This is a genomic window from Paraburkholderia sp. A1RI_3L, from assembly GCF_048957895.1.
Lineage (GTDB): Bacteria > Pseudomonadota > Gammaproteobacteria > Burkholderiales > Burkholderiaceae > Paraburkholderia > Paraburkholderia kururiensis.
Map to the genome: position 1 here is coordinate 61,812 of NZ_JARCHA010000014.1, position 25,668 is coordinate 87,479.

Here is a 25,668-nt window from a genome sequence, read left to right on the forward strand (position 1 = left end):
GATAAAACCGTTCGAAGATCGACAACTGCTACTGTCCAAGGCATCGGCCCCTTTTGTGACGAAGCCGGAATTCTAGACATTCCGCGAACGGGAAGTCAACACGCGATTCAGCCCCGGCGCGGCTCACCGCAGGCCGTTCCGGCACCGAACGCAGCGCGCCACCACCTGCACAACCCTTGATCTCGAACAAGCCCGCAGGGCGTCCGCTCGAATACACCACTGTGATAACGTCGCAGGACATCGGACCGGCCCCGCCCTCGCCGGCCCAGGCCTCTTCGCAAGGACTTTTCATGCGCTTTCAAGTTCGACACGCTCTCGCCACAATTGCCGCCGCGCTCGCGTTCGCCGCTGCGCACATGGCCGTGGCACAGGTGCCCAAAACGGTACAGCTCGAAGACCTCACGTGGACCGAGTTGCGCGACGAGATTCGCGCCGGCAAGACCACGATCCTGATTCCCATTGGCGGCACGGAACAGAGCGGGCCTTACGTCGCGCTCGGCAAGCACAACGTGCGCGCGAAGATACTCGCCGAACGCATCGCGCAAGGTCTCGGCAACGCCATCGTCGCGCCCGTGATCGCTTACGTGCCCGAAGGCGGCTATGCGCCCACCACCTCGCACATGCGCTTTCCCGGCACCATCACCGTGCCCGACGACGTGTTCGAGAAGACGCTCGAGTCCGCCGCCAACAGCTTCAAGGTGCACGGCTTCACCAACATCGTGTTCCTCGGCGATCACGGTGGGTATCAGAACGACATCCGGCGCGCGGTTGCGCAGCTCAACAAGTCGTGGGCCGGCTCCGCGCGCGCCTTCGTGCCGCCCGAGTATTACGGCACGAGTTCGGACGGCTACGCGCAGATCCTGCGTCAGCACGGCGTCACGGATGCCGAGATCGGCACGCACGCCGGGCTCGCGGACACGTCGCTGCTGCTCGCGGTCGCGCCTCAGATGGTACGGCTCGACAAGTTGCGCGCCGCGCCCAAACCCAGCGCCGCCGACGGCGTCTACGGCGGCGACCCGCGCCGCTCCAGCGTCGAACTCGGACAGCTCGGCACCGACGCCATCGTTTCGCGCACCATCGAAGCGATCAAGAAAGACACCGCGGGCCACTGAAGCCCTGCGCCGCACACACGCGCCCGTTTATCTACCGTCTACCCATCCAACAACCGACAAACGGACTCCACCATGCAATTGCGTCAACCTTTCTTTCCCCGTCGGTCCCGGCTCATTGCCTTCGCCGCGTTCACCGCTTTCGCCGCCGCCTCGTTCGCCGGCCTCGGAGCCGGCCATGCCGTCGCGGCGTCCACAGCTTCGGCCACGTCGGCCACTTCGGCCGTCACCACTGTGCCCGGCATGCCGCCCGTGCCGAACGCCGGCAATCTCTACAGCGAAGCGGAATCCGGTCACATGAGTTCGGCCGTTGCCGGTGCGCTCGCGCGCGTCTACGTGCCGAACCTGCGCTCCAACGACGTCTACGTGATCGACCCCGCTACCTACAAGGTGGTGGACAAATTCCCGGTAGGCCGCAGCCCGCAGCACGTCGTGCCCTCGTGGGACTTGCAGACGCTGTGGGTCGCCAACAATGCCGAAGGCCGCAACGACGGCAGCCTCACGCCCATCGACCCGAAAACGGGCAAGCCCGGCAAGGCCGTGCTGGTCGACGACCCGTACAACATGTACTTCACGCCCGACGGCAAGGAAGCCATCGTGGTAGCCGAAGCGCACGCGCGCCTCGACTTCCGCGACGCGCACACCATGGCGCTCAAATCGAGCCTCGACGTGCCGCAGTGCAAGGGCATCAACCACGCGGACTTTTCCATCGACGGCAAGTACGCGCTCTTCACCTGCGAATTCGGCGGCAAGCTCGCGAAGATCGACCTCGTGAACCGCAAGGTGGTGGGTTACCTGGAACTGGACCGCAAGGGCATGCCGCAGGACATCCGCATCTCGCCCGACGGCAAGGTCTTCTATGTGGCCGACATGATGGCCGACGGCGTATTCGTCGTAGACGGCGACAGCTTCACGAAGGTCGGCTTCGTCAAAACCGGCGTGGGTACGCACGGGCTCTATCCGAGCCGCGACGGCACGAAGCTCTATGTGGCCAATCGCGGATCGAACCTCGTGCACGGCCCGCGTCACGGCAAGGGCAGCGTCTCTGTGATCGACTTCGCCACGCGCAAGGTCGTCGCGAACTGGCCGATTCCGGGCGGCGGCAGTCCCGACATGGGCAACGTCAGTGCAGACGGCAAGACGCTGTGGCTCTCGGGCCGCTTCGACGACGTGGTCTATGCGTTCGACACGACCACGGGCGCGGTGAAGTCGATTCCCGTGGGCATGGAGCCGCACGGCCTCACGGTGTGGCCGCAGCCCGGCCGCTATTCGCTGGGCCACACGGGCAACATGCGCTGACCCGGACAGGCGGCAACCCTCGGCCGAAGGCGGAAGCGCTGAAACGGCGTGTCCGCCTTCGCGATTACGCCGCGGCCTCAGGCGCGCTTGTTGCGCCAAAGCGGAAGGCAACCCTCGCCAACGGAGCACGCCATGCCGTACGCCTCGAACGACGACCTTCCGCCATCCGTGCGCAATCACTTGCCGCCTCACGCGCAGGACATCTATCGCGAGGCCTTCAATCACGCCTTCGCCGCGCACGCGGGCGACCCGGATCACGAAGAGATCGCGCACCGCATCGCGTGGGCTGCGGTGAAGCGCTCGTACGTCAAAGACGGAGATGTGTGGGTGCGACGCTGACCGGCGTCGTGCCGCTGCCGGTCAGGCCATCAATGCAGACAGCGCGGGCCCTCAAGCCCGCACGGCGCGTGCCGCGTTGCGGCCACGCAGCCATTCGAGCGCGAGCAGCAGCGACGTCGAAAAAAGAATCAGGATGGTCGCGAGCGCCGCAATGGTCGGCGTGATGTTCTCGCGAATGCCGGTGAACATCTGACGCGGCAGCGTGGTTTGGTCCGCGCCGGCCAGGAACAGCGTGACCACCACTTCGTCGAACGACGTCGCGAACGCGAACAGCGCCCCCGAAATCACGCCCGGCGCGATCACGGGCAGCGTGATGCGGAAGAACGTCTTCACCGGATTCGCACCCAGCGAAAGGCTGGCACGCACGAGGTTGTGATTGAAGCCTTGCAGCGTCGCGGCCACCGTAGTCACCACAAACGGCACACCCAGCGACGCATGCGCGAGGATCAGCCCCGTGTACGTATTCGCGAGACCGAGCGGCGCGAAGAAGAGGTACATGCCGACGCCCACCACGACCACCGGCACGATCATCGGCGAAATGAGGATGGCCATGAGCAGCGCCTTGCCGCGGAACTCGGCCTTCGTGAGACCGATGGCGGCGAGCGTACCGAGCACCGTCGCCACGATGGTGGCGGAAGGCGCAATGATGAAGCTGTTCTTCGCCGCCATGCGCCAGTCGTCCGAGGTGATCAGGTTCTCGTACCAGCGCAGCGACCAGCCCGGCATCGGATAAACGAGGAACGTGCTCGACGAGAACGACAGCGGCACGATGGCGAGCACCGGCATGACGAGGTACAGCAGCGTGAGCACGGCCATGCCGCGCAGCACGAAATACCACACGCGTTCAACCAGCGACGTATGCGGCGCGAACAGGGGTCTGGCGAGTTTCATTGCATGGTTCTCCGTCGCCGGGTTCAGCCGAGGCTCAGCTGCGAACGCGTGAAGCGTCCGTAGATCACGTACAGCACGGTGGTGGCCGCAAGCAGCAGCCCGCCGAGCGCACACGCCATGCCCCAGTTGATCGTCACGTTCGTGAAGTACGCAACGTAGTAGCTGACCATCTGGTCGTTCGGCCCGCCGAGCAGCGCCGGCGTGATGTAGTAGCCGATCGCGAGAATGAACACGAGCAGCGCGCCGGCCCCGATGCCCGGGTACGTCTGCGGCACGTACACGCGCCAGAACGCCGCGAAAGGATGGCTGCCGAGCGAAACCGCCGCGCGCTGATAGGTGGGCGGAATCGACTTCATGACGCTGTAGAGCGGCAGGATCATGAATGGCAGCAGGATGTGCGTCATCGAGATATAGACGCCCACGCGGTTGAACAGCAAAGAAAGCGGCGAAGAAATCAGGCCGCTGCCCATCAACGCCTTGTTGACGAGCCCCTCGCCCTGGAGGATCACGATCCATGCGGCCACGCGCACGAGAATCGACGTCCAGAACGGGATCAGCACGAGAATCATCACGAGGTTCGCGCGCCGTTCCGAGAGCGTGGAGATCCAGTACGCGAGCGGATAACCGAGCAGCAGCGCGAGCAGCGTCACGGCCACGCTGATCGTGAAGGTGCGCGTGAACACCGTGAGGTAGATCTGCTGATCAGGGTCCGCGGGAATGATGTCGCCGAACGCGTCCTGGCGATGGTCGAGCGAGGCCAGCAGATAGAACGGCGAGTACATGCTGCTGTTCTTCGCGATGGCCTGCCAGTACGTGACGTCGTTCCAGCGGTCGTCGATTTCCGCGATTTTCGCGTGGACCTGGGCGGGCGCGAGCGCATGGCCGGCGTCGTCGGTGAGCGGCATCGCGCGCGTGGTCTTCGCGACCAGAGAACGGAAGCCGGGAATCTCGGTGTTCAGCCGGCGCGCGAGCGCACCCATCGCCTCGCCGTCCTGGATCGCGGTGAGGTCGGTGGCAAGCGCGGCGTAGGCGGCGTCGGATGGCGGGCTCTTGCGGTCCCAATCGTGCAGCACGCCAATCGTGTGCGGCAGGGCCGTGGCCACTTCGGGGTTCTGCACGGCGCGCGTCAAGAGCGCGGCAATCGGCACGACGAAAATCAGCAGCAGAAAAATTGCGAGCGGCGCCACGAGCAGCAGCGCCATCGTCCGCTTGCGCGCCTCGGCAGCCTTCAGCTCGCGCTTGAGCCGCGCAGTCGATCCGCCGGCCTCGTCGGCGGGCATCGTCATCGTCGTCACACCCTGACTCCTCTCTTGCTCTTCACTGCGCGAACCGTTCGCCTTTCAGCGAGGGTTCGCACTGTTGCTTCCCGGGCGCAGCGCGCGGCGCGGCCGCGGCCGCGCCCGGTCCTTCGTCACGACTGGCTGCTTACTTCGACGCCCACGACGCGAAGCGCTGCTCCAGCTCGTCGCCATGGTCGGTCCAGAACGAGATGTTTTGCAGCACTGCGTTCTTGCCGTTGGCGGGCGAGTTCGGCAGGTTCTCCAGCGTCTTTTCGTCGAGCGCCTTGATGGCGGCCACGTTCACCGGACCGTACGCGATGTGCTTCGCGTATTCCTGCTGCGGCTTCGGCGAGAGCGAGTAGGCGATGTACTTCTCAGCCAGATCCTTGTTCGGCGAGCCCTTGGGAATGGCCCAGTAGTCCAGGTCGTAGATGCTGCCGTTCCACACCACCTTCAGGTTCTTGCCTTCCTTCTGCGCGGCGCTGATGCGGCCGTTATAGGCGGTGGACATCACCACGTCGCCGGCCACGAGGAACTGCGGCGGCTGCGCGCCGGCTTCCCACCACTGGATGTTCGGCTTCAGCTCGTCGAGCTTCTTGAACGCGCGGTCCTGGCCAGCCTTCGTGGCGAGCACCTTGTAGACGTCTTTCGGTGCCACGCCGTCGGCCATCAGCGCGAATTCGAGGTTGTAGCGCGCGCCCTTGCGCATGCCGCGCTTGCCCGGGAATTTCTTCACGTCCCAGAAGTCGGCCCAGCTGGCGGGCGCGGTCTTCAGCTTGTCGGCGTTATAGGCGAGCGCCGTGGACCACACGAAAATGCCGGCGCCGCACGTTTGCGGCGCTTCGGGAATGAGATCCGACTTCTTCGCGATCTTCGACCAGTCGAGCTTCTCGTAGAGGCCTTCGTCGCAGCCGCGGCCCAGGTCGCCCGATTCCACTTCCACCACGTCCCAGTTCACGTGCTTCGCTTCGACCATGGCCTTCACCTTGGCCTGCTCGCCGTTGTATTCGACGGCGGTCACCTTGTTGCCCGTCTGCGCCTCGAACGGCTGGTTGAAGGCGGCCTTCTGCGCGTCGCCATTGGCGCCGCCGAAGTTGACGACAGTCACTTCCGCCGCAGCGGCGGCCGTTGCGCCGAATGCCAGGGCAAGCGTAGCGGCGGCTGCCGCGAAGCGCGTCATCCCGATCGTTTTCATGTCAGTTCCTCTCTGGTGGTCTTTGGTACAGGGTTGTTGTGTACAACTGGGACTCAGGCGAACACGCGCAGATGCTCCGGCGCGAATTCGAGTGCGACCGGGCGGCCGGGCGCAAAAGCGTCGAGCGCATCGGTGCCGAGCGGCACCTTCACGAAGCACTCGTCCTGTTCCGGCAGGCCGCAGCGCATGCGCACGTGGTCGCCGAAATAGATGAGACCGCGCGCCTCGCCGGCGAGCGTGTTGCCGTTCTGGCCTGCGGCACCTGCAATACCGGAAGCGAGCTTCATGCGCTCGGGGCGAATGCACGCCACCGCGGGCACGCCAGCCTTCGCACCGCCCACGTTGCGGCCCACGAGCCGCGTGCCGTCTGCAAGGCGGAACGCGCAGAACTCGCCGTCGACGCTTTCCACCGTGCCGCGCAGCCGGTTGCTGTCGCCGATGAAGTTCGCGACGAATTCGTTGCAGGGCGATTCGTAGAGGCGGTCGACGGTATCGAGCTGCTGCACCACGCCCTTGTCGAACACCGCGACGCGGTCGGACATGGTGAGCGCCTCGCCCTGGTCGTGCGTGACGTAGACGAAAGTGACGCCGAGCTTCTCGTGCAGCGACTTGAGTTCGTACTGCATGTGCTCGCGCAGCTGCTTGTCGAGCGCGCCGAGCGGTTCGTCCATCAGCACGAGCTTCGGTTCGAACACGAGCGCGCGGGCAAGCGCAATACGCTGCTGCTGGCCGCCCGAAAGCTGCGCCGGATAGCGTTTTGCGAAGCTTTCCATGCGCACCATCTTCAGCGCGTTGTTGACGCGCTGCGCGCGTTCTTCCGCCGATACCTTGCGTACCGAAAGCGGATAGCCCACGTTCTGCTCGACGGTCAGGTGCGGGAACAGCGCGTAGTTCTGGAACACCATGCCGATGTTTCGCTTGTGCGGCGGCACGTTGTTGAGCAGCTTGCCGTCAAGCCAGATTTCGCCGCCGGTCGGAAATTCGAAGCCGGCCAGCATCATCAGGCAGGTCGTCTTGCCCGAGCCCGACGGGCCGAGCAGCGTGAGGAATTCGCCCTGGTAGATGTCGAGGTCAAGTTGCTTGACCACGAGCGATTCGCCGTCATAGGTCTTTCGCACACCGCGAAAGCTGACGATCACGTCCCCTTTTTTCATTGCCCCAGTCTCCTCCTCACAATGCAGTTTCCTTACCATTGGCTCCCTCCGCAAGGCGGGTTTGAGCTAATGGCGTGATCCACTATAGCCGCTTACGGTTCTACAATATGGAACCATTTCATTATTCTGGATAGAGCCACTTGGACACGATCATTCTCGCGGACTGGCTGTCGGCGCGGATCGACCGCGCATGCGGAGAGCCGATGTATCGCCAGGTGCTGCGGCTCATGCAGCAGGCCATCCTCACGGGCCAGCTCGCGCCGGGCACCAAGCTGCCGAGTTCGCGCACGCTCGCAACCGACCTCGGCATTGCGCGCAACACGGTGCTGCACGTGTACGACCAGCTCACCGCCGAGGGCTACGTGATCTCGACGACGGGCAGCGGCACGTACGTGGCGGACACGCGGCCGGACAAAGCCGCGGTGAACGTGCGGCGGGAGCAAGGGACTGCAGGCGGGCCGGCTTCGGCAAGTGGCTCCACAGCGCCAGCAGCAGGAACGGCAAGCAAGGCAGCACCCGCCCCAGGCACCGCCACCGAACGCTCGACAGACGCTACGACTGCAACGCCATGCACACCGCAAGCCGCCGTGCGCCACGAGCCAGGCGCCATGTCGATGCGCGGGCAACGTCTGATCGACCAGGCCGGCGTCTCGCCCAAGCAGTGGGGCGCCTTCATGCCGGGCGTGCCCGACGTCGCCGAATTTCCCGCGCGCACGTGGAGCCGCCTGCAAGCGCGGCTATGGAAAGAGGCGAACGCCGACCTGCTCACCTATGCGCCCGGCGGCGGCTATCGGCCGTTGCGGCGCGCGCTCTCCGACTACCTGCGCGTGGCGCGGTCGGTGAACTGCACACCGGACCAGATCATCATCACGACCGGCATCCATCAATCGATGGACCTTGCCGTGCGCCTGCTCACCGACGTGGGCGACCGCGTGTGGGTGGAAGAGCCCTGCTACTGGGGCGCGCGCAGCGTGCTGCAATCGTCGGGGCTCACGCTCGTGCCGGTGCCCGTGGACAGCGAAGGGCTGAATCCGCGCGAATCCGATCTGCTCGATCCGCCGCGGCTCGCGCTCGTCACGCCTTCGCACCAGTATCCGCTCGGCATGGTGATGAGCCTCGCGCGCCGCCGCACGCTGCTCGAATACGCGCGGCAGCACAAGGTGTGGATCATCGAAGACGATTACGACAGCGAGTTCCGCTATGGCAGCCGTCCGCTCGCGTCGCTGCAAGGGCTCGACGAAGCGGGCCAGGTGATCTACGTGGGCAGCCTCGGCAAGATGCTGTTTCCGGGCCTGCGCATCGGCTACATGATCGCGCCGCCGCACCTCGTCGACGTGTTCCGCACGGGCGTGGCCGAGCTTTATCGCGAAGGTCAGTTGATGCAGCAGGCCGTGCTCGCCGAGTTCATCATGGACGGCTATCTGACCTCGCACGTGCGCCGCATGCGGGCGCTCTACGGCGAGCGTCGCCAGATGCTGATCGACGCCATTACGCGGCACTTTGGCGACGCGCTGCCCGTGATGGGCGACGAAGCCGGACTGCATCTCGTACTCGGCCTGCCCGACCACGCCGACGACCGCGCAGTGGCCGCCGCCGCGTTCGACGCGGGCGTGATCGTGCGTCCGCTCGCGGCGTATTACAGCGGCAACGGCGACATGAGCGGCGCCGGCAAGCGCGATGCAGGCGGCAGCGGCTCTGCACCGCAGCGCGGCCTCTTGCTCGGCTACGCGTGCGTGCCCAACGAGAAGATCGATCCTGCCTTCGCCACGCTTGCGGGCGTGATCGAACAGCATGCGTTCGGACGCACGCGAGCAGCGTCGAATCGGACGTCGGGCCGAACAACCCAGGCAACGGCGAGGCACGACAACACCGAAAACGAAGCCGTAAGAACCGAAGCGCCGACCGAAGCCCAAACCGGCTCGGCATGAAAAAATCGCGCCGCCGGGCAGTGGCCCGTGCGGCGCGATGCTTCGCCTCGCTTCGTGGTCGGACTTACTTCAAACCAAAGTCCACACGCGTAGGCGCGCCCTTGTCGCTGATACCGTCGGCGTTGAGCTTCGGCGCGACGATGAACACGCGGCTCGAATCCACCTTGCCTTCGAAATACTGCTGCACGCTCTGTGCGCGACGTTGTGCGAGATCGCGCAGGCTGGCCTCGTTGATGGGCGCGTGCTCGGCGAGCGCGCTCTTCATCTCGTCGGCGGGCAGGGACTTCGTGAGACCGATGAAATTGCGCGGCTTCTTGAAGTCCGCCGCCTTGTAGACCTTCGCGAGATAGCTTTCGTACTCGGCCGGGTCCACCTTGATCGACATCGGGTCCACGCTTTCGCCCTTACCGATCGTGTCCTTGAGCTTCTGCTGGCGCACGAGGCGGTCCACGTACAGGTTGCGCAGCGCGGGCTCGTCCACGGCCGGATCGACACGGCCAATCAGATCGATCTTCACCGACGGTTTGTCTGCCAGCGCCTTCGCGATCTTGTCGAGCTTCTGGTTGTCGGCCTCCGTGAGATCCGCCGACCCCGGCGCGAATTCGACGTAGCCCAGTTCCTCGCCGCCTCCACCGAACGCGTTCGCGAGCAGCGTGAACGGCGACGTCACGGCCTTCTGCAAAAGGTTGAGCACGGCATGCCAGATCAGGCTGCCAAAGCTGAACTGCGGATTGTCGAGCGAGCCCGACACCGGAATGTTCACGTCGATCTGCCCTTTCGAGTTCTTGAGCAGCGAGATGGCAAGGCGCACCGGCAGCTTCGTCGCCGTGTCGTTCTCGACGTGGTCGCCGAACGTGAGCTGGTCGATGAACAGGTGATTGTTCGCAGTCAACTGGTTGTTCTCGAGCGTGTAGTGCAGATCGACGTTGAGCTTGCCCTTCGTGATCGGATAGCCCGCGTACTTCGTGGAATACGGCGTGAGGTTCGTGAGTTCCACGTCGTGCGCCGTGGCCGTGAGGTCGAGCTGCGGTTTTTCGATGAGCGGATTCACCGAGCCGCGAATCGCCACCGGCCCGTTGGCCGCCAGCTTCGCGGCCACGTCCACGGGCGCGGGCGTGGTGGACTGTGTGCCGAACGCGCCCACCTTGCCCTGAATGTCGACCAGGTTCGCCGTGTAGTTCGGCTTCACGAAGTTGTCCGTGTAGGTCACGCGGCCGCTACGCAGCAGCAGTTCGCCGAAGTGCATGCGCACCGGGCTTTCCGGCTCTTTCGCCGCCACCACGGTAACCGGCGACGCCGACGCGGGACGCGCGCCCGAGGCCTGCTTTGCCGTTGCCGCCGTAGCCGCCGTCGTTGCCGCGGCAGCCGATGCCGCCGCCGCTTCCGCCGCCGTGGGCGGCGAGAGCGGCACGGGCGCCTTGCCGCTGTTGTCGCGCGTGAGCGACTGCGCCTCGCCCGTCTGATGCGCCACCACGTCCTTGAGATTGAGCTTGCCTTGCGCATCGAGCAGCACGCGGCCATAGAAGTTCGAGAACGTGACGCGCGCGGCGTCCACGTCGGTGCCGCGCTCGTCGTAGTTCGCCTTCAGGTTCGTGAGCGCGAGCGAGCGCCAGCCCGCGAACGGGTCCGACGTCGCCTTGTCCAGCATCCGCACGTCCACGAGCGCCGCGTCGCCGCGATACGACGCCTTGAGGGCCTTGCCCTGCGTCGCGGCTAGGTCGCCGTTCGCGGTGACGAACGCGCTCGCAATCGTCACGTTGAGCACGTTGCCGAAGTACGGCTCCAGCGCAGCCACGTCGAGACGGTCGGCATTCACGCGCACCGCGGCTTTCAGCGGCGTGGGCGTCACGTCGCCGGTTACGCCGAGCGTGCCCTTGCGATTCACGGTGGCATGCAGTTCAACGGGCAGCGCGTGACTCATGTTGTCCGTGATCTGCTGGACCTTGAGTTGCAGCGGCGCGACGTTGAGCTTCACCGGGCGCGCGGTGGTGCTGTCCGTGAAGTTCGCTTCGGAATCCGCGAGCGAGAGCGTGCCGATGCGGTAGTGCCATTCGGGCGCAGCCGGTTGGGCGGTCTTTCCGGTTGCGTGGGCCGCGGGATGCGCCGGGGCCGCTTCATGCGCGGTTTCGTGCGTGCCCGCGAGGTCGGCCAGGTCGATGCTGCCGTCCTTGCGACGCTCAGCGTTCACCTTCAGGCCCTTGAGGTCGACGGCGTCGATGTCCGCTGTTTGGGCGGCCAGATCCACTTTCTTCACCTGGACGCGGCCGTCTGCCAGTGCGATGACCGGCTCGTTGCTCGTGCCGCTTGATCCGCGTCCAGCGCCTCGCATGGCAACCTTCAGCGACTTCAGTTGCATGTCGCTCGCGCCTACCTGGAGCTGGAACGGCGTGGCGCTCCAGTTCGCGCTGACGTTCGCGTTGGCGGTAAGCGTGCCGTCCAGCACCTGAGCGGCCGTCACACTGTCGAGATACGGCTGGCGCGGGGCGAGCGGCAATGCGTTGACGTCGATCCTGGCGTCCGCCGTCTTCGCCACGAGGCCTAACGCGCCGCTCACGGCGAGCGAGCCGCCGCCGTCGAATGCCAGGTTCAGCCCGTAGTGCGCGTTCGTTTTGGCGAGCGTCGAAAAATCCGTGAGCGTGGCCGAGACTTGGGTAGGCCCGAACACGACAGGCCTCGACGGCGTTTCGTCGGTGAAGCGCAGGATGCTGTCGTTAAGCGCGAAGCGCTTGATGGCGAGGTCGAGCGGCGCGGCGGTGGTGGTGGCCGCTTCGGATTTCGGTGCAGACGCGGCTGCAGCGGCCGAAGCAGCGCCCGACGACGCGGACGCACCCGAAGCGCCAGTAGAAGTAGAAGCGGAAGCCGACGCAGTAGCAGTAGCCGCTGTCCCCGGCGGCGCCCCCGCAGCAGGCGCGCTGGCACTACGCGGCGCACTCGCCGACGTCTGCGGCGAGCCCGCGAACATCCGCTGCACGCTCAGCACGCCGGACTTGTCGCGCGTGAGCGTTGCGTCCGCGCCGTCCAGCCGGATCTCGTCGAAGTGATAGACGCTCTTGAGCGGCTCGAGTGTGGACGCCGCCACGTGCACCGCGCGCGCCGCGAAGAACGGCGCTTTGTTCAGGTCCAGCACGTTGGCGTCGTCCAGGTCCACCGTGCCGGAAACCGTGAGCGAAGGCGTATCGCCCGACATCAGGAAGTTGAGCTTGAGGTCCGTGGAAAGCTTGCCGGACTGCACCGTCACCGGCAGTTTGGCCGGCACGTACGAGATGAGGCGCGGCACGTCGAGCGCATCGAGCCGCAGCGACACCTGCGACTGGCGCGACGCCGCAAACGGCAGCGTCTTGCCGTCGATGGCGAGCTGACTGCCGTCGATACGCGCGCGCAGCAGCGGCTCCACGAAGATGTCCGTCTTCGAGGCCAGCGTCGCAATGAACGGCACGCCGAGCGACCAGCGGTCCACCACGTGCTGCTCGCCAAGCAGCCGGTCGTCGAACTCGACCCGGCCGTTCTCCAGATGAATGTTGGAAATGGAAAACGGCGTGGGCTTGCTGGAGGGCTGCGACGGCGTGGAGAACTTCTCGATCAGGTCGCTGAAATTGAAGCGCTGGGCGTCATAGCGAACGATGTGAAAACGCGGCGAATCGATCTGGAGTTCGTCCACGATCGCGGCGCCGCGAAAGAGCGACGTCCAGGAAGGCTTCACGATGAGCCGCTCCACGTCCGCGAAATCGCCCGAGCCGCCGCGCTCGCCGATATGCACGCGGTCCGCCTCGAATCGCAGCGTGTACGGATTGAGCGCAATACGTCCGATGGAAACCGGCCGGTCGAGCTGCTTGCTCAGTTGCTGGGCGGCAATATTGCGGATCAGCGGCGGCGCCGCGAAGAAGCCGAGCAGGCCGAACAGCACGAGAAAGACGACGAGCCCGATCGTGATACGCCGGGCGCGCCGGCTGTGCGCTGCATCGCGCACGGCGCGCAGCGAGGAAGTGAGAGATGCTTTGTTGATGCTTGCCATGCCTCGGATGTGGTCACAGGTGGAACGCGTGGGCGTTGCCCGCGAAGGGCGGGTCCGCGAAGACAGCCGCGCCGGCCAGGCCGGCGAGCCAGCGAGGCTCGCCGCACGGCGGCGGCAGACATGTCGCAACCAGGGCAAACCGTTGGTGGTTCAGGTTCGTGGAAGTATATGTCGCGGGCTTGCAGGGGGACAGCGTGAGCATTGTGAATAAATGCAAAACGCAAGCCGGAAGGGGGAGCCGGCCACCGAGGCGAGCGGTGGCCGGGACAGCGCGGCGGGCGAGCAAGCGCGCCGGGCGCCGTGTACTGGGCTATTTACCCGGCTGTCTGTTGCAGTATGCGTTCCGTCGTCGCGCGCCTTATTGCCGCTCGACGGCGGGCGGCTCCCAACTGCCGTCCGTCGCCTGCTGCTTCGGCGCGTAGAGCCGCAGCACGAGCTTGAAGTCGCTGCGCGGCGCGGGAACCCAGTTGGGCGTTTTCTTCGAGCCCACCGCGGAAACGTAGACGTCCACGGACCCGTCGCGGCTGCGTCGCAGGCCGTAGCGGTCGCTCAGCGAAACGTGCGCCGGCGCGCTTTCGCCGAGCGCGCCGTCCTTCGTGTACGCCGTAATGGACCAGAAGCCGCGCACCGGCGGCAGCTGCTTCGCGGCGAAGTGGATGACGTAGCGGTTCGCGCCGTTCAGCGCGTGGCCGTCGCTGTCCTGCGAGACTACCGCTCGCACTTCGTCGTCTTTCGTTCCGAGACCCAGTTCCGTGAAAGCCGTGTAGGCACGCAGCGCGTAATCCGAGCCGTACGCACCCGCGTTGTCGCTGGCCCAGCTCCAGCCGTTGGCCGACAGCAGATTCGACGGCGCCGTTGCCACGCGGTCGCGACCATCGCTGAAGCCGGCGGCCACGGCGTCGCTCGCGGCAGCGGGCAGCGCCACCGGCTGCCCCGGCGTCACGCCGAGGTCCGAGAGAATCTTGAGCGCGTGCGGGTCGTCGGGGGCGGGCGGATTGTCGGGCAGCGCCTGCGCAAGGCGGCTGAAGAACCCGTTCGCGTCCAGCGCGGCGGCGCGGGCCACCGGGTTCACGGTGGCGGCCGAATCTGTGCCGGCCCCGCTGTTGCGCGCCACCTGGGGTGCGGGACGCGCGTCGCCCGTGTACGCCGAAAGCGGCGCCACGCGGATGGCGCGCTGGAGCTTGCGCACGGCGGCAAGGTCGCGGCCACGCGCAGTCTGGATGCGCACGGAGAGCCACACGTAGCGGGTCGGCACGTCGATGCGCTTGACGCCCGCCGGCAGGTCGCCCTTCCAGCCCGCCGCCGCAAAGGCGACCGTCTGGGCCTTGATGCCGGTCACCCGCGTGGTACCGGCGTCGCCAGTGGACCACACCACGTTCGTCCACATGTCGAGCGCGCGGGCATCCACGTAGCGGCCGCGCGAGTCGGGCAGGGAGACGATCACGGGCTCGTCTGCGACGTCGAGCCAACCTGTGGAATCGAAGGTATCCAGGCTCGGCATGGTCGGATTCGCTGCGCCAACGGGCGGCAGCGCCTGGGCATGGCGCAGCGTGTTGACCGCCGCCTGGCCCGGCCCGCTGCCGACGGCGGCGTCGCGCGCAATGTCCATGACGACGAGCGGATAGCCGAACACATAAGAGTCGGACACTTCGTCCTTGACCCAGCCAGTGCTTTTTTCGGTGGGCGCGGGCGCGGAAGCGCATCCCGCCAGAAAGGCAAAACCTGCGAGCGCAGCGCAGGTCCATTGAAACGAGTAGGGTTCGCGACGATTTTTTATCATTCGTTGATTGTGCGGATCAGTCTGGTCCATGAGATGACGCCGATGGAAACAGGCTGCGCCGCGCGGCCCCGCGGCCGTCTCCTCGCCTCGCCTCGATCTTCTCCCCATCGCGCCGGGTTGTATCGTATCCCTCGCGACCAGGCATGAAAAGGCGTCAATACGGAATTATCCCTGCCTCGCCAGCGCAAAAATGAGGCGCTCCCGGCATGTGGGTCCCCACTTACCTGCTATCCATGCGTCAGTTAGGTTGACCGACCCGGCTTGACCTTCCCATGACTGGAAGGTCGATACTTGCGTTTTATGTGCTGTTCATGCGGGCGGTTTCCCGTCTGCGCGCTCAGCGGCCAACACCGCTTGCTACTGTGGCATTGCCACCCTCCAATCGCCATGACCGACCTCTCCGCCGAACTTCCCACCGAGGCGCGCGCCGAACCCACGGTGTCAGAACTGGAAATTACCGGCATGACCTGCGCGAGCTGTGCCACGCGCGTCGAGAAGGCGCTGGCGAAGGTGCCGGGCGTGACGCGTGCGTCGGTGAACCTCGCCACGGAAAAAGCCACCGTCGAGACCAACGGCGAAGTTGCGCCCGACGCGCTCGTAGCGGCCGTGACGAAGGCGGGCTACGGCGCCGTTCCGCTCTCCACCGCCGTCGCCGAATTGGCCATCGGCGGCATGACCTGCGCGAGCTGCGCCACGCGCGTCGAGAAGGCACTGGCGCGGGTGCCGGGCGTGGCGGGCGCCTCGGTCAACCTCGCGACGGAACGCGCCACGGTCAATCTGCGCGGACCGGCCAGCGCGAGCGAACTCGACGCGCTGGTCGCCGCCGTCCATAAGGCGGGCTATGAGGCGACGCCGGTCGTAGAAACCGAAGCGGCACCCGCCGCCGACGGCACCGATCGGGCACGCGCCGCCGTGCGTCGCGAACTTGCCTGGGTCCTGATGTCGGCGCTGCTGACCCTGCCGCTGGTCGTTCCCATGATTGCCGCGTCGCTCGGCGCGGACGTGATGCTGCCCGCCCTGCTGCAACTGGCGCTCGCGAGCGTCGTGCAATTCGTGTTCGGCGCGCGTTTCTACCGTGCCGCCTGGAAAGCCGTGCGCGCCGGCGCCGGCAACATGGATCTGCTCGTCGCGCTCGGCACGTCTGCCGCGTATGGCGTGAGCGTCTACCAGATGGTGGTCCATCCGGACGATGCCATGCACCTGTACTTCGAGGCCTCCGCGGTGGTCATCACGCTGGTGCGCTTCGGCAAATGGCTGGAAGCGCGCGCGAAGCGCCAGACCACGGACGCCATCCGCGCGCTCAACGCGCTGCGCCCCGACCGCGCCCGCATCCGCACAGGCAACGAGGAGCGCGAGGTGCCGCTCGCGCAGGTGCGGGTGGGCACGGTGGTCGTGGTGCGGCCCGGCGAACGCGTGCCGGTGGACGGCGCCGTGCTGGAAGGCCGCACGCATATCGACGAGTCACTGATCACGGGCGAAAGCCTGCCCGTGCCGAAGCAGCCCGACGATCCGGTCACGGCGGGGTCGATCAACGGCGAAGGCGCCATCGCGGTCAAAACCACGGCGATTGGCGCGGAAACCACGCTTGCCCGCATCATCCGTCTGGTCGAAACGGCGCAGGCCGGCAAGGCGCCCATTCAGCGGCTCGTGGACCGCGTGAGCGCCGTGTTCGTGCCGGCGATTCTCGTCGTGGCCGCCGTGACACTGGGCGGCTGGCTGCTCGCCGGCGCGTCCGCGGAGACTGCGATCCTTAATGCTGTCGCGGTGCTCGTGATTGCGTGCCCGTGCGCGCTCGGGCTCGCCACGCCGGCCGCGATCATGGCCGGCACCGGCGTCGCCGCGCGCCAGGGCGTGCTGATCAAAGACGCCGAGGCGCTCGAAATCGCGCATCGCATCAACGTGGTCGCGTTCGACAAGACCGGCACGCTGACCGTGGGACAACCCAGCGTCACGGTCTTCGAACCCGCGCCCGACACTTCGGTCGACGAAGCACTGGCGCTCGCCGCCGCCGTGCAGCGCCAGAGCGACCATCCGCTCGCGAAAGCGGTGGTGCGGCGCTGGGAAGAGGCCGTTGGCGGCGCGCACGAGTCGTCTTCGGCGGTCGCGCTCCGGGCGGCCGCGTCTCTGACGGCGGCGCCTCTGACGGCTGCATCTCTGACCGCCGCGCCTCTGACGGCCACACCTCTGCCGGCCACCCACGCCCGCGCTGTGCCCGGCCGCGGCGTGGAAGCCGAGGTGGACGGACGGCGCATCGCCATCGGCAGCGGCGTCTGGCTCGATGAACTCGGCATCGCGATTCCCGCACAGCTTGCCGCGCGTGCGGCCGAACTCGAGCATGCGGGTCAGACGGTCTCGTGGCTCTTCGCGCACGACGCGGCTTCGGCAGCGCCGTCGCCTTCTACGCCAACGCCCAGGCCGCAGCCCGCCGCCGTGCTCGCGTTGATCGGCTTCGGCGATACCGTGAAGCCGTCCGCGCGCGCCGCCGTTGCGCAACTGCGGCGCCTCGGCATTCGCAGCGTGCTGATTACCGGCGACAACCCGGGCAGCGCGGCGGCGGTGGCCAACAATCTCGGCATCGACGAAGTGCACGCGCGCGTGCTGCCCGACGACAAGGCACGCGTGATCGGCGACCTGAAAATCCGCACCGCAGGCATCGTGGCCATGGCCGGCGACGGCATCAACGACGCGCCCGCGCTCGCCGCCGCCGACCTCGGCATTGCCATGGCCACCGGCACGGACGTCGCCATGCACGCAGCGGGCATCACGTTGATGCGCGGCGACCCGCTGCTCGTCGCCGCCGCCATCGACATTTCGCGGCGCACCTGGCGCAAGATCCAGCAGAACCTCTTCTGGGCCTTCGTCTACAACCTGATCGGCATTCCGCTCGCCGCTTTCGGGCTGCTCAATCCGATGCTCGCGGGCGCCGCAATGGCGTTCTCGAGCGTGAGCGTCGTCACCAACGCCTTGCTGCTGCGCGCCTGGCGTCCCAGGAGCCGGGGGTAAGGGCTCGCCTGGGCTCGCCTGGTTCCGGCCAGAACCAGGCGAGGTTCTGGCTTGCTTTGGTCGTCGCCCTGGTTGTGGCCAAGGCTTCCACCCTGCCCCTGGTCGGTCCCGCATTCAAGAACCGCTGCGGTCTGCCGTAATTGACAAGATCGTGACGTAACCCTGCGGGGCTGCCGCGCGCGCCGTCGGCCCAACCACCGGGCCGACGTACTGGGCGCCGCGCGGCCATGCGGCGCCCGCCGCTCCCCGCGTCTTCCGAGCGCCCAGGAGGCCCATGAAAGTTCTGTTCCCGCGCGGCATGAGTGTCGGTGCGCGGCTTGCCGCGTTGTCCTGCGTTCTGGTGGCGTCGATATTCGTCGTCTTCACGTGGGCGCTCACCCACACGGCTGGCCAGCAGGTGAGCCGCCAGGTGCTGGCCCGTATCGACGACCGCGACCGCTCCGTCGCCGCGATGATCCATCTCTTCGACGACGCCCTTTCCGCCGAAGTGGGCCGCGCGATGTCGCTCTTCGCGAGCTTTTTGCCCGGCGAGATCAGCGTCGACGAATCCCAGAAAGTGGACATCAACGGTGTCGCCACGCCGACGATGAAGGCCGGCGACAAAGTGCTGAACCTCGATTTCTCGATTCCCGACCAGTTCCTCGCGAAGAGCGGCGCTATCGCCACGCTCTTCGTGCGCAGCGGCGACGACTTCGTGCGCGTGACCACCTCGCTCAAGAAGCAGGACGGCTCGCGCGCCATCGGCACACTGCTGGACCGCAAGGGCCCCGCGTATGGCCCTGTGCTCGCGGGCCGCACCTTCACCGGGCTCGCGCCGCTCTTCGGCAAGCGCTATATCACGCAGTACAAACCGGTCATGGATGCCGCGGGTCGCGTGATCGGCGCGTTGTTCGTGGGCGTGGACGTGGGCGCGCAGATTCAGTCTGTGGAAGACGGCATCCGGCAGATGAAGATCGGCAACAGCGGCTACTACTTCGTGGTGGACGCGTCGAAGGGGCCGAACAACGGCAAGTTCATCGTTCATCCGGCCGCCGCCGGCCAGCACTTCGACGACGCGAACGCGCCCTACTCGCAGATGCTGGAGGCGAAGGAAGGCCGCATCACCTACACCTCCGCCGACGCAACGCTCGGCGAAACGAGCCCGCGCGAAAAGAGCGTCTCGTTCATCACCGTGCCGGAATGGCAGTGGCTCGTGGGCGGCGTCGCGATTCACGACGAAGTGATGGCCGACGTGACCGCGACGCGCGACCGCTTCGCCGCGCTGGGCTTCGCGCTCGTGATCGCGTTCGCGGTGATCTTCCTCGTGGCGGCGCGGCGACTCGTGAGCCGGCCGCTTGACGAAGCGGCCAAGGCTGCGGCACGCCTCGCGGCGGGGGACCTGAGCGTGCGTCTCGCACATGGCAAGGGCCGCGCGGAGCGAGGCTTCACTGCCGGCGATGCCGACGCTTCGCACGCTCGCGCGGACGAGATCGGGCGGCTCATGCATGCCATCGACGGCATTGGCGAAGGACTCGCGCGCATCGTCACGCAGGTGCGCCACGCATCGTCCGATATGGCCGACGGCACCACGCGCATCGCGGCCACGAGCGGCGAGATCGCTTCGCGCATCGCGACCCAGGCGAGCAGCGTGGAAGAAACGGCTGCAAGCATGGAACAGATCACGTCGACGGTTCAGCAGAACGCCGACCACGCGGCGCGCGCGAATTCCGTGGTGAGCACCGCCGCCGACGCTGCGCTGAACGGCGGCCGCGCGGTGGAACGCGTGGTGGCCACGATGAGCGACATCAACCGCTCGTCGCAGAAGATCGCCGACATCACGAACATGATTGAAGGCATCGCGTTCCAGACCAACATCCTCGCGCTCAACGCAGCCGTGGAAGCGGCACGGGCGGGCGATCACGGCAAGGGCTTCGCGGTGGTCGCCGCGGAAGTCCGCGCGCTCGCGCAACGCAGCGCGGCGGCGGCGAAGGAGATCGACGCGGTCATCGCCGAATCCACCGCCACGGTGCAGAGCGGCTACCGCATCGCCGAAGAGGCGAGCACGACGATGCAGGGCATTGTCGAGCGCGTGGACGAAGTGCGCCAGATCATTGCGGACATCAGTGTCGCTTCGCGCGAGCAGTCGGGCGGCATCGAGCAGGTGAACCTCGCGGTCACGCAGATCGGCGAGGCGACACAGCAGAATGCGTCGATGGTCTCCGAAGCGGAGAATGCGGCCGCCGGCCTGCGCGACCAGGCTGCGCAGCTTGCACAACTGGTGAGCGTGTTCAAGGTGGATCCGCAGGCACGCGGCTGATTCGATTCTCCACATCAATATAGTGCGCGGCGGCTTCGGGCCGCGCACGGTCTTGTCCGTTGCCGCTACATGACAAGGCGATGACATCTTCGTTCCAACCTGAGCAAGACTGTTCTCCATGCACAGCGGCTTTTCTCGCGCGGCCGCCTTCTTACACTCCTGACGCAGTTTCATTTCCCCTGCAGCACAGTTCAGGAGCTATTCCAGTGAAGAAAAAGATTTCGTTTGCGCTTGCGACCGCGGGCGCATTCGCCGCATCGGCCGCGCACGCACAGAGCTCGGTCACGCTCTACGGGTTGATCGACGCCGGCATCATGTACACGAACAACGTGGTGAGCGGCAAAACGAGCGGCCCGCTCTGGCAAGCGACGAGCGGCAACATCAACGGCAGCCGTTTCGGCGTGCGCGGCAGCGAAGACCTGGGCGGCGGCCTCAAGGCGCTGTTCGTCCTCGAAAACGGCTTCAACGTGCAAAGTGGCAAGCTGGGCCAGGACAGTCGCTTCTTTGGCCGCCAGGCCTATGTCGGTCTTTCGAGCAGCCAGCTCGGCACGCTCACGCTGGGCCGCCAGTACGACTCGCTGGTTGACTACGTGGCGCCGCTCTCGGCTACCGCGGGCACCTTCGGCGACGCGAGCTTTGCGCACCCGTTCGACAACGACAACCTGAACCACTCGCTGCGTATCAGCAACGCGGTCAAGTTCGCGAGCAACGACTACGCGGGCATCAAGTTCGGCGGCCTGTACGCGTTCTCGAACAACACGGACTTCGCGATGAACCGCGCCTACAGCTTCGGCGCGAGCTATACGAACGGCCCGCTTTCGGTAGCCGGCGGCTTTTTGCAGATCAATGGCTCGAAGGGCGCCACGGCGAGCAGCCCGGGTGCCGTGGACCTGGCCGAATCGGCGGCGAACGGCAAGGGCGGCTTCGCGCTCGGCGCGGACCGCATGCGTTCGTTCGGCGGCGGCATCAACTATGCGTTCGGACCGTTCGTGACGGGCTTCGTCTACACCCGCAGCGAGTACGAGAACTCGGGCTCGTTCGGTTCGACGGGCGGCACGGTGAGCTTCAACAACTTCGAAGTGAACGGCAAGTACGCTGTCACGCCGGCGCTGAGCCTCGGCCTCGCATACACGTACACGAACGGGCACGTGGACAACACGTCGACGTTCGGCGCAGATCCGAAGTGGCACCAGGTCGACTTCCAGACGGTCTACAAGCTCTCGAAGCGTACGGACGTCTACCTCGAAGCGATGTACCAGCACGCGTCGGGCAAGAACTACGTGGCATTCATCAATACGGCCGGCGGCGCGTCTTCGACGGCGAACCAGGTGGTCGGCACGGTGGGCATGCGCACGCGGTTCTGATCGTTGTGGGCGACCGCAGCGCAGGCTTGTGCGATGGGTAGTATCGCGACGCCTGCGCGCGGCGACCGGTTGCGAGGCGCCGGCTTGCCGGTGCCTCGCATGACCTCGTCCGCCGCGTTTCATGCGACGACGATCGCGGCGACGATGGACAGCCACATCGCGATCACGCCCGCCAGAAACGCGCGACGCGCAATCGCCACCCGCGACTCGTCGGCCTCATGCCGCATAGGCGAGGTGGCCAGCCACGGCACGAAACCGAGGCACGCGAACCCGAAGAGCGCGAGCAGCGTGACCACCACGTCGCCGGCACGCCACGGCGTGGGTTCGTGAATGCCCCACCAGGTGAGCGAAATCATGCCGATGGAAAACACCGTCGATGCCGCCGAGCTCAGCGCGACAACAGATCCCGTGGGAAATTGCATGGACGCCTCCGTGATGGGGCCGCAGGAAGGTACGGCCTGATTATCGGTGCGCCCGTTCGTCACCGACAATCGGCCCAACGGCCAATGGAGTTATCCCCATTTTTTGTTGGCAAGGCTGTGGAAAACGCTCGGATATGCCGGGCAAGACACTGATGGGCAACGATTTTCGTGTCGCGTTGCAGCGACGGGCAGACGGTCGCCAAGAGGCAGCAGACGGCAAGCGCTGACGGGTTTTGGACGCAGCCGCACCACTCGACGTACGGAAGAAAATGCGCCTCCACCCGGCGCATGCCGGTTTTCCACATATTTTGTTGGCAAGGGTGTGGAAAACCTGGGCACAGCGACCGCAAGTGTATGAACTGTAAGCGAACGTGCCGACGGCGTGTCTCGCGAGCAGCCACACGAGGCGGTTCGATTTGAAGACACCGGAAGGGACCAACAATTAAAAAGGCCGGCTTTCCCTCAGCGGGAAAGCCGGCCTTGCGGCGTTGTTCTTGCCGTGTCTATCTACCCGGCCCTACGGTGAGCCAAACGCGCAGTTCGACAAAGACGGCTGCGCGAAAGCCAATGCGCCCGCGCAAAACGGAGAATCGATTCGATCAGTCGCCAAGAATGCCGAACAGCGAGACCTGCGAGCGGCGCAGGCGCTCGGCTTCGCGGTGGCGCGCTTCGTACGAATAGTCGGAGTCCATCGGCAGGTGCGGCGACGCGAAGAGATCGCTCACCTTCTGGAACAGTGCGAGGATAAAGCTCATGGCGACTCCCGGTTGGTGCTGAGTGATTAAGGGTTTTCCCTGACCTATGAAGTATAGGGTTTTCCCTAGTTAGACGCTAGTGCGCCGCAGCATTTTTTTGGAGATCCTTGAAAAAGCCGGCGTAGACGAGATTGACGCGTTGCAGCGATACAACATACAGGCACCATGGATCGCGGCTGGGCTCGCGCATCCGAAACAGGGACAAATCTCTTTATTTCGCGCCCTTTTTCCAGACGGTCTGCACTCCACCGAATGGCCGACTGTCGTCACGTCACGCCGTCGATGTATCGTTGCGTCTCGCCGCCCAATTGCCGTTTCAATGGATCCTCAGTCTCATGCAAGCCCCTCCGAATTCCCGCCCGAGTCTTCACCTGAATGCCGCATTCACGGCACTTTTGGCCGCTGCGCTCTTCGGTGCCACGACTCCGCTTGCCAAGGCGTTGCTCGGGTCGATTTCTCCGTTCATGGTGGCGGGGCTCTTCTATCTGGGCAGCGGCATCGGGCTCGCCGCCGTCATGTCGATACAGCGAGCAAGGCGGCAGGCAAAGGAAGCCGCACGTAACGACCACATCGCGTCCGCTGAGATTCCATGGCTGGCGGGCGCGATCGCCGCGGGCGGTGTGGCCGGCCCCGCCCTTCTCATGCTCGGCCTCACCACGACACCGGCCGCCACGGCGTCGCTGCTGCTGAACCTGGAAGGGGTGTTCACCGCGGTAATCGCGTGGGTGGTGTTCCGCGAGAACGTCGATCTGTCGGTCTTTCTGGGTATGGTCGCCATCGTGGCGGGCGGCCTGTTGCTCTCCTGGCACCCGGGCGCCGGCGGCATGACGACGGGCGCACTCTTCGTGGCGGCCGCGTGTGCCTGCTGGGCCATCGACAACAACCTCACCCGCAAAATCTCCGCCCACGACGCAACGATGATTGCCTGCCTCAAAGGACTGGTGGCCGGCTCAGTCAATCTGGCGATCTCGCTGGGATCAGGCGCCCATCTGCCCGAAGCCGCAACGGCGCTCGCGGCTATGGTCACCGGCTTCGCAGGATATGGCGTGAGCCTTGCGCTCTTCGTTGTGGCGTTGCGCCACCTCGGCACCGCGCGCACTGGCGCGTATTTCTCGGTTGCCCCGCTGTTCGGCGTGGCGTTGGCCCTCATCTTCTGGCCACAGATGCCGCCGTGGCCGTTCTGGGCCGCCGCCGTTCTCATGGGGCTGGGCGTCTGGCTGCATCTGCGCGAGCGTCACGAACATGCTCACGCGCATGAGCCGATGCAGCACAGCCATCGTCACCGGCACGACGAACATCACCGGCACACACACGACTTCGACTGGGACGGCAACGAGCCGCATACCCACCCACATCAGCACGATGCGATCGCCCATACGCATGCGCACTACCCGGATATCCATCACCGGCATTCGCACTGAGGACGGCCGTTTGGCGCAGCGGCGTATCTGCGTGACTCGCCATACATCGGCCGCTGGCGGAATTGAAAAAGGCCGCACACGGCGGCCTCGGAACAGCATCGACGGAAAGAAACGTTACGCGTTGGCGGGGCGCCCGGTCTTGACGAGTTCGACTGCGGAAACGGCGTCCACGAGCCCCTTTTCATCTTTCGCAGCGAGCAGCAGCAAGCCCGCACGCAGCAGCTCGCTCTTCTTCGCCTGCACGCCCGCGGACAAACAACGCTGCTTGAGTTCGGCAATCTTCGCGTAGTCCGACTTCGGCATCGTGAAGCTGTCGCGCACTACCTTTTCCTTCTTCGCGCGGCGCGCCTTCTCTTCTGCAGCCGCCTTCGCGGCGGGTTCGTTCGTGGCTTTGGTGGCTCTGGTGGCTTCGGTGGTCCTGGCAGCTTTGGTGGGTTTCTTCGATGCGGCCTCGGCAGCCTTCTTCTTCGCCGGCGTTTGTGCAGCCTTTTCCGCGTTCTTTTTCGCGACGGCTTGCGCGGCAGCCTCGGCTACCGCTTCAGTGACCGCTTTGCCCGCCTTCTTCTGCCCCGTAGCCGGCGCCTTCTTCCCCTTCACCGGCGCGGCCTTCACCGACGTCGCCTGCTTCGCCGTCGCGGCGTCGGCCGCCGGCTTCGACGTGGCGGCGCGGCGGCTCGCCTTGGCGGCAGGCTGCTCGCTGTTGCCCGTTGCCGGTTCCTCTGCGCCTTTCGGGAGCTGGAACGCCTTCTTCGTTGGCTGCTTGCTTTGCGGTGTGCTCATCACGATCCCCGTCGTTAATTGGTATAAACAGTATATACGGTTTCTGGCGCAAACTTTTCCGGCCCAGGTCCGGTTCAGGCGACGCGGGTCGGATCATCCGCGAGGCACCGGAAAAGGCATGGCAGGCCGACACGGACTCGCCACGTCGAGCCCGTGGGACGAGTCGCGATTGAGAGGTAGGCAGAAACCGCCACGCGAAAGCGTCGCGCGGCATCTGGCGGACACAATCGGCGGTCAAGGCAAGGCAGGCAAGGAGCAACGCGAGCGCCAACCCTTCCAGCACGAAAGCCGAAAGCCGCAAGCCGAAAACCGAAAGGTGCCAGCGATCCGACGATCACGGCCTCGATAGACCACAGACATCTAATGTCGCGTGCCTTCCGCCATCGACATGAGAAGCGCCGTCACGTTCACGTCTTCGTCGAGTTCCGGCCAGTACAACTGCTTGCGGTCCATCGATATCGCGAAGTGCTCGCGCTCCGCCTGGGTCGCCGCCTCCAGCACAGGAAACCAGTGCAGCGGAAACTGAATGGCCCGCCCATCCAACAGGTCGAGCACCAGGTGTGTCCTGTCGAAGTGCACATTGACTGCGTCGCCGCCCATGGTCGTCTCCGGAAGGAGGAAAGCGACTTAAAAGATAGGC

Annotated in this window: 18 protein-coding genes; 8 read left to right on the plus strand and 10 right to left on the minus strand. The window is 65.8% G+C overall.

The features are described from left to right. The first annotated feature begins 290 nt into the window (after positions 1 to 290). From PXJ20_RS27865 to PXJ20_RS27875, 3 genes are all read left to right on the plus strand, one after another. The gene (locus tag PXJ20_RS27865) at positions 291 to 1,112 is read left to right on the plus strand and encodes a creatininase family protein (RefSeq protein WP_421031460.1); all 822 of its coding nucleotides are present in this window, start codon (positions 291 to 293) and stop codon (positions 1,110 to 1,112) included. Positions 1,113 to 1,184: 72 nt separating this feature from the next. Then, on the plus strand, positions 1,185 to 2,408 hold the full coding sequence (locus PXJ20_RS27870; RefSeq protein WP_233411362.1) for a YncE family protein: 1,224 nt from the start codon (positions 1,185 to 1,187) through the stop codon (positions 2,406 to 2,408). A 132-nt stretch (positions 2,409 to 2,540) separates the two neighbouring features. Next, entirely contained in the window at positions 2,541 to 2,747 is a 207-nt protein-coding gene (locus PXJ20_RS27875; RefSeq protein WP_017774274.1) for a ChaB family protein, read from the plus strand. 51 nt (positions 2,748 to 2,798) lie between these two features. Here PXJ20_RS27875 and PXJ20_RS27880 read toward each other — a convergent pair whose 3' ends face one another. The 4 genes from PXJ20_RS27880 to PXJ20_RS27895 all read right to left on the minus strand — a co-directional run bounded on the left by PXJ20_RS27880 (position 2,799) and on the right by PXJ20_RS27895 (position 7,267). Continuing rightward, entirely contained in the window at positions 2,799 to 3,638 is an 840-nt protein-coding gene (locus PXJ20_RS27880) for an ABC transporter permease (RefSeq protein WP_017774273.1), read from the minus strand. Positions 3,639 to 3,661: 23 nt separating this feature from the next. After that, positions 3,662 to 4,933 (minus strand): ABC transporter permease, encoded by a 1,272-nt coding sequence (locus tag PXJ20_RS27885; RefSeq protein ID WP_421031461.1) that lies wholly within the window; start codon positions 4,931 to 4,933, stop codon positions 3,662 to 3,664. A 130-nt stretch (positions 4,934 to 5,063) separates the two neighbouring features. After that, positions 5,064 to 6,113, minus strand: a complete 1,050-nt coding sequence (locus PXJ20_RS27890; protein WP_017774271.1) for an ABC transporter substrate-binding protein — start codon at positions 6,111 to 6,113, stop codon at positions 5,064 to 5,066. Between the two features lie 53 nt (positions 6,114 to 6,166). Then, entirely contained in the window at positions 6,167 to 7,267 is a 1,101-nt protein-coding gene (locus PXJ20_RS27895) for an ABC transporter ATP-binding protein (RefSeq protein ID WP_126875602.1), read from the minus strand. Positions 7,268 to 7,407: 140 nt separating this feature from the next. Here PXJ20_RS27895 and PXJ20_RS27900 point away from each other — a divergent pair, with 140 nt between their 5' ends. After that, positions 7,408 to 9,195 (plus strand): PLP-dependent aminotransferase family protein, encoded by a 1,788-nt coding sequence (locus PXJ20_RS27900; protein WP_421031462.1) that lies wholly within the window; start codon positions 7,408 to 7,410, stop codon positions 9,193 to 9,195. Positions 9,196 to 9,259: 64 nt separating this feature from the next. Here the strand turns inward: PXJ20_RS27900 and PXJ20_RS27905 are convergent, their stop codons facing one another. Then, the gene (locus PXJ20_RS27905; RefSeq protein ID WP_421031463.1) at positions 9,260 to 13,207 is read right to left on the minus strand and encodes a DUF748 domain-containing protein; all 3,948 of its coding nucleotides are present in this window, start codon (positions 13,205 to 13,207) and stop codon (positions 9,260 to 9,262) included. Positions 13,208 to 13,565: 358 nt separating this feature from the next. Beyond that, positions 13,566 to 14,987: a DUF1254 domain-containing protein gene (locus tag PXJ20_RS27910; protein ID WP_126875599.1), complete on the minus strand. Its 1,422-nt coding sequence runs from the start codon at positions 14,985 to 14,987 to the stop codon at positions 13,566 to 13,568. Positions 14,988 to 15,374: 387 nt separating this feature from the next. On the opposite strand from PXJ20_RS27910, the gene PXJ20_RS27915 reads away from it, so the two are divergent. From PXJ20_RS27915 to PXJ20_RS27925, 3 genes are all read left to right on the plus strand, one after another. Next, complete coding sequence (locus PXJ20_RS27915; RefSeq protein ID WP_421031464.1) at positions 15,375 to 17,990, plus strand: heavy metal translocating P-type ATPase; 2,616 nt, start codon at positions 15,375 to 15,377, stop codon at positions 17,988 to 17,990. 274 nt (positions 17,991 to 18,264) lie between these two features. Next, complete coding sequence (locus PXJ20_RS27920; RefSeq protein WP_421031465.1) at positions 18,265 to 20,286, plus strand: Cache 3/Cache 2 fusion domain-containing protein; 2,022 nt, start codon at positions 18,265 to 18,267, stop codon at positions 20,284 to 20,286. A 206-nt stretch (positions 20,287 to 20,492) separates the two neighbouring features. Continuing rightward, positions 20,493 to 21,650, plus strand: coding sequence for a porin (locus PXJ20_RS27925; protein WP_017774264.1), 1,158 nt, complete (start codon positions 20,493 to 20,495; stop codon positions 21,648 to 21,650). Between the two features lie 119 nt (positions 21,651 to 21,769). On the opposite strand, the gene PXJ20_RS27930 is transcribed toward PXJ20_RS27925, so the two are convergent. Both PXJ20_RS27930 and PXJ20_RS27935 read right to left on the minus strand, forming a co-directional pair. Further along, entirely contained in the window at positions 21,770 to 22,072 is a 303-nt protein-coding gene (locus PXJ20_RS27930) for a hypothetical protein (RefSeq protein WP_126875596.1), read from the minus strand. A 599-nt stretch (positions 22,073 to 22,671) separates the two neighbouring features. Then, on the minus strand, positions 22,672 to 22,827 hold the full coding sequence (locus tag PXJ20_RS27935) for a hypothetical protein (protein ID WP_017774262.1): 156 nt from the start codon (positions 22,825 to 22,827) through the stop codon (positions 22,672 to 22,674). Between the two features lie 335 nt (positions 22,828 to 23,162). Between PXJ20_RS27935 and PXJ20_RS27940 the strand changes: the two genes are divergently transcribed. Next, complete coding sequence (locus PXJ20_RS27940; RefSeq protein WP_421031466.1) at positions 23,163 to 24,248, plus strand: DMT family transporter; 1,086 nt, start codon at positions 23,163 to 23,165, stop codon at positions 24,246 to 24,248. A 114-nt stretch (positions 24,249 to 24,362) separates the two neighbouring features. Here the strand turns inward: PXJ20_RS27940 and PXJ20_RS27945 are convergent, their stop codons facing one another. Then, complete coding sequence (locus PXJ20_RS27945) at positions 24,363 to 25,028, minus strand: hypothetical protein (protein WP_421031467.1); 666 nt, start codon at positions 25,026 to 25,028, stop codon at positions 24,363 to 24,365. A gap of 360 nt (positions 25,029 to 25,388) precedes the next feature. After that, entirely contained in the window at positions 25,389 to 25,628 is a 240-nt protein-coding gene (locus tag PXJ20_RS27950; RefSeq protein ID WP_017774259.1) for a DUF2442 domain-containing protein, read from the minus strand. Between the last annotated feature and the right edge of the window lie 40 nt (positions 25,629 to 25,668).